This window comes from Morganella psychrotolerans, assembly GCF_001676155.1.
GTDB lineage: Bacteria > Pseudomonadota > Gammaproteobacteria > Enterobacterales > Enterobacteriaceae > Morganella > Morganella psychrotolerans.
The window spans coordinates 1-4,689 of sequence record NZ_LZEW01000011.1; the positions used below are offsets into that span (position 1 = coordinate 1).

General features: G+C 46.8%; 4 protein-coding genes, 5 tRNA genes and 2 rRNA genes. 1 reads left to right on the forward strand and 10 read right to left on the reverse strand.

The genetic code is table 11. From position 1 onward, the window contains the following. From AYY16_RS10325 to AYY16_RS10345, 5 genes are all read right to left on the reverse strand, one after another. Positions 1–235 (reverse strand): GTP-binding protein (locus AYY16_RS10325; RefSeq protein WP_235846275.1); only part of this gene is annotated, 235 nt, incomplete at its 3' end. A 111-nt stretch (positions 236–346) separates the two neighbouring features. Next, positions 347–422: transfer RNA gene (locus tag AYY16_RS10330), tRNA-Thr, on the reverse strand. 6 nt (positions 423–428) lie between these two features. Then, positions 429–503, reverse strand: a tRNA-Gly gene (locus AYY16_RS10335). A gap of 102 nt (positions 504–605) precedes the next feature. Beyond that, positions 606–690 (reverse strand) — tRNA-Tyr (locus AYY16_RS10340). 17 nt (positions 691–707) lie between these two features. Then, positions 708–783: transfer RNA gene (locus tag AYY16_RS10345), tRNA-Thr, on the reverse strand. Between the two features lie 388 nt (positions 784–1,171). Here AYY16_RS10345 and coaA point away from each other — a divergent pair. Beyond that, positions 1,172–2,116, forward strand: a complete 945-nt coding sequence (gene coaA / locus AYY16_RS10350; RefSeq protein ID WP_067365939.1) for a type I pantothenate kinase — start codon at positions 1,172–1,174, stop codon at positions 2,114–2,116. A gap of 29 nt (positions 2,117–2,145) precedes the next feature. Here coaA and birA read toward each other — a convergent pair whose 3' ends face one another. The 5 genes from birA to rrf (AYY16_RS10375) all read right to left on the reverse strand — a co-directional run bounded on the left by birA (position 2,146) and on the right by rrf (AYY16_RS10375) (position 4,679). Beyond that, entirely contained in the window at positions 2,146–3,126 is a 981-nt protein-coding gene (gene birA / locus AYY16_RS10355; protein WP_067365935.1) for a bifunctional biotin--[acetyl-CoA-carboxylase] ligase/biotin operon repressor BirA, read from the reverse strand. Beyond that, positions 3,123–4,160 carry a UDP-N-acetylmuramate dehydrogenase gene (gene murB / locus AYY16_RS10360; protein ID WP_067365936.1) on the reverse strand — a complete coding sequence of 346 codons (1,038 nt, stop codon included), beginning with the start codon at positions 4,158–4,160 and terminating at the stop codon, positions 3,123–3,125. The genes birA and murB overlap by 4 nt, the downstream gene beginning before the upstream one ends. A gap of 141 nt (positions 4,161–4,301) precedes the next feature. Beyond that, positions 4,302–4,417, reverse strand: a 5S ribosomal RNA gene (gene rrf / locus AYY16_RS10365). Between the two features lie 32 nt (positions 4,418–4,449). Next, positions 4,450–4,525: transfer RNA gene (locus AYY16_RS10370), tRNA-Thr, on the reverse strand. A gap of 38 nt (positions 4,526–4,563) precedes the next feature. Further along, positions 4,564–4,679 (reverse strand): 5S ribosomal RNA (gene rrf, locus AYY16_RS10375). Positions 4,680–4,689 lie beyond the last annotated feature (10 nt).

A 4,689-nucleotide genomic window follows, 5' to 3' on the forward strand; every position in this document is an offset into this window, starting at 1 on the left:
GCGCGTAGTGACGTGCAGGCGTATCGTATTCTACGTGTGAGGTAGAGATAGTGATACCACGTGCTTTTTCTTCAGGTGCGTTATCGATCTGATCGAATGCACGAGCAGAACCACCGTAGGTTTTAGCAAGAACGGTAGTGATTGCAGCTGTCAGGGTAGTTTTACCGTGGTCAACGTGGCCGATAGTACCAACGTTAACGTGCGGTTTTGTACGTTCAAACTTTTCTTTAGACATTAGATTGTCCCTCTGAGACACGGAATCGGTGGTTACACCACATCAACCAAGCAATATTGCTTGTCTGGGTATTTACAGAGATAGAAATCAGGGAAGGGAGAACAACGGAAGTGGTGCTGATAGGCAGATTCGAACTGCCGACCTCACCCTTACCAAGGGTGCGCTCTACCAACTGAGCTATATCAGCACATCTTGGAGCGGGCAGCGGGAATCGAACCCGCATCATCAGCTTGGAAGGCTGAGGTAATAGCCATTATACGATGCCCGCGTGAACTCGGCTACCTGACTTAAATCGGCTGTAACTGAATCTCAGGTATTTTACATCGAAGGATTGATGAATAAAACACCCGGGATAATAATTCACACTAGATGGTGGTGGGAGAAGGATTCGAACCTTCGAAGTCTGTGACGGCAGATTTACAGTCTGCTCCCTTTGGCCGCTTGGGTATCCCACCTGATCTAAATTTTTAATTGGTGCCGGCACCAAGAGTCGAACTCGGGACCTACTGATTACAAGTCAGTTGCTCTACCAACTGAGCTATGCCGGCATCAAGTGCTGCGCATTCTATGGAGACTTTGCGCAGGATGCAACAAAAAAAATTGCTGAAATTGTTCTTTTGCTCACAAAGTACACATTCTTCCGTGTTTTGCTGTTTTTTTCAATAGGTAATGTACAAAATAGCAGCGCTGATTATAACATCCGGGATTCGGCTATCACACAGACTGACTATACAAAATTCAATAATCAGATTACTTTTAGCACTTTAATTATATCTTTTGTAATGCGATTTATGTCTCCGACATCAAAAAAAATGCATTTTTTCAAAAAAATTGCTACGCCTGACTTCCATCTCTCGCTATGATGCGAATTATTTTTTGGCCGGTACGGGTTTTTATGACCGGTCCAACCTGCGTAATAAAGGCAGACGTTGGTTTATGTATAAAGAAAAATCGCTCTCTCCTTATCTTCATTTCAGCCGTAGTCAGTGGGCCACTTTACGTAACTCGGTTCCGATGACCTTATCTGAGCAGGAAATTGATGAGCTGCGCGGTATTCACGATGAAATTTCAATTGATGAAGTTATCGCGATTTATCTGCCATTATCCCGGTTGCTGAATTTCTATATCAGTTCAAATCTGCGCCGCCAGGCTGTGCTCGAGCAATTTCTCGGCAGAAATGAAGCCAAAGTACCTTATGTGATTGGCATTGCCGGCAGTGTTTCTGTTGGTAAAAGTACGACTGCCCGCCTGCTTCAGGCACTTCTGAGCCGCTGGCCGGAACACAGGAAAGTTGACCTGATCACCACAGATGGTTTCCTTCATCCTAATTCGGTGCTCAATGAGCGCGGAATTATGAGAAAGAAAGGATTTCCTGAATCTTACGATATGCACAATCTCGTCCGCTTTGTGTCAGAAGTAAAATCCGGTACACCAAAAGTGCTGGCGCCGGTCTATTCACATCTGACCTATGACATCATGCCGGATAAGCAGCTTGTCGTGGAACAGCCGGATATTGTTATTCTGGAAGGATTGAATGTGCTGCAAAGCGGCATGGATTATCCGCAGTCATTGCACCATGTGTTTGTTTCAGATTTTGTGGATTTCTCTATTTATGTGGATGCACCGGAAGAGTTGCTGAAAAGCTGGTATATCGGGCGTTTCCTGAAATTTCGTCAGGGTGCGTTTACCGATCCGAACTCCTATTTCCATCATTACGCGCAATTGGAAGAGAGCGAGGCTGTCGGTATCGCATCAACTATCTGGGATGAAATCAACGGGCTCAATCTGCACGAAAATATTTTGCCAACCAGAGAGCGCGCCAGCTTAGTGATGACGAAAGGTGCAAATCACATGGTGACAAATGTGAAGCTGCGAAAATAGTAAATTCTTCTGTTAAAAACAAACCGACATCACGCCGGTTTGTTTTTTGCATTGATACCACGCAGTGAAATTTCCCCGCCGATATAGGGGGTAATTTCGCCGAACTGATCCAATAACAACGCACCCTGTCCATTAATCCCACGAGATATACCAACGACTTCCCGCTCACCAATAATTAATTTAACTTCACGGTTAAGGTAGTTATCAAATGCATACCAGCGCTCAATAAAAGGCGCGAGTCCGCTTTTTTCAAACAGATGAAGTGCATCAATCAGATGATTAATAAATGCGGCGGCCAGCGTATTTCGATCAATACGGATACCTGATTGCTCCAGATTGATCCACTGCTGCCCAATCTGATCCGTATTGGTATTTTCCATCGTCAGATTTATACCAATCCCGATGATGACATGTGCAGCATCACCCGTTTTTCCCTGAAGCTCGACTAAAATACCGGCCAGCTTTTTATCTTCAAGATATAAATCATTCGGCCATTTTACTTTTACGCCTGTTGCACCCAGTTCGTGCAGTGTTTCAGCAAGAACGATGCCAACCACCAGACTCAGCCCGATTGCCGCTGCCGGTCCCTGCTCCAGACGCCAGTACAGTGAGAGGTACAAATTTCGCCCGAACGGGGATACCCATTGGCGTCCACGGCGTCCGCGCCCCGCATACTGATATTCAGCCACACACGCATCACCGGATGACAGTTGTCCAATCTTATCCAGTAAATGCTGATTGGTGGAACTGATAACAGGCAGTACATCTATTTGCCGACCGGGTAAGAGCGCATTTATAGCCTCTGACTGCAGCAGGTTCATCGGTGCAAAGAGACGGTAACCTTTTCCTGTCACCGTCTCCATCTCAATACCCATTTCACGCAATGTCCGGATATGTTTATTAATACCCGCCCGGCTCATACCGAGTTTATCACCAAGCTGTTCACCTGAATGGAATTCACCATCAGACAGGATACGGATAAGCGTCAGCGGCATGCTGTAATCTTTCATGCGATGGCCTCTGTTGCGTTGATTTCACCTGTTGCACCAATAAAACGGACTTCCGGCTCTAATTCAATCTGAAAACGGGCTGCAACCTGCTGACGGACATAACGGGCAAGACGAATGACATCATCCCCTGTTGCCTGCTCCCGGTTGATAAGCACCAGAGCCTGATTCACATGCACAGATGCGCCACCTTCTGAATGACCTTTCAGCTGACACTGATCAATCAGCCAGCCAGCTGCCAGTTTTATACCATCCTCAACCACATACTGCGGACAGGACGGATATTCTGCTTTTATTTGCTGAGCGAGTTCTGTGCTGATTACCGGATTTTTAAAGAAACTACCTGCATTACCGGTAATTTTCGGATCCGGTAATTTGCTCATTCGCATCTTGCATACCATATCGAAAACCTGCTGCGGTGTGACTGTCGCCGGATCCAGTGTTTTTAAATCGCCGTAGCTCAGCTCAGGAATCCATTGTTTAGGTAGCTTCAGACCAACCGCAGTAATCGCATAACCGTTCTGGTATTCATGCTTAAAGATACTGTCCCGGTAACCAAACCGACAGGCGTCAGCGCTCAGTCGTTCTGTCCTGCCATCTGCAAGAGATGTAACATCGACATAATCACAGACATCTTTAAATTCAATTCCATATGCTCCAATGTTCTGTATAGGTGCCGTACCGGCACACCCTGGAATCAATGCCAGGTTTTCCATTCCGCTGATCCCGTTTATCAGTAAAAAACGGATCAAATCATGCCAATTTTCACCGGCACCCACATCAACCAACCACGCCGTTGGTGTTTCACGGATAGTTTTTCCCATAATTTGATTCATCACCACCGTGCCGGAAAAATCGGTGGTAAACAGGACATTACTCCCGCAGCCTAACAACAGGAAAGGGACATGTGCCGCCTGTGCAGCCTGCCATAAATGACACAGATCAGAAACAGTTTCAGCCGTTTCTATATTTAACGCGCAGGCTTCAATACCAAAAGTATGTAACAGACGAAGTGAATTAGCGGACTCAGGGGACATAATGAAAACTCATCGGACAAACATGTGACTAGTTTATCAGTCAACAGACGCGTAGCACAGCAAAGCGATACATTTGGCGACTTTGGCGGCAGATAAACGCAAAAAAGCCACCCTTTGGGTGGCTTCTCGGCTTAAATAATAACCTGGCGGTTCCCTACTCTCACATGGGGAGACCCCACACTACCATCGGCGCTACGGCGTTTCACTACTGAGTTCGGCATGGGGTCAGGTGGGACCACCGCGCTAGTGCCGCCAGGCAAATTCTGTATATTACCGAACTTAAAATCTATGGTGCTGATACCCAGATTCGAACTGGGGACCTCACCCTTACCAAGGGTGTGCTCTACCAACTGAGCCATATCAGCAAAAAATCCATGCCCTGAGGCACGGATTTAAAATAATAACCTGGCGGTTCCCTACTCTCACATGGGGAGACCCCACACTACCATCGGCGCTACGGCGTTTCACTTCTGAGTTCGGCATGGGGTCAGGTGGGACCACCGCGCTAGTGCCGCCAGGCAAATTCTGT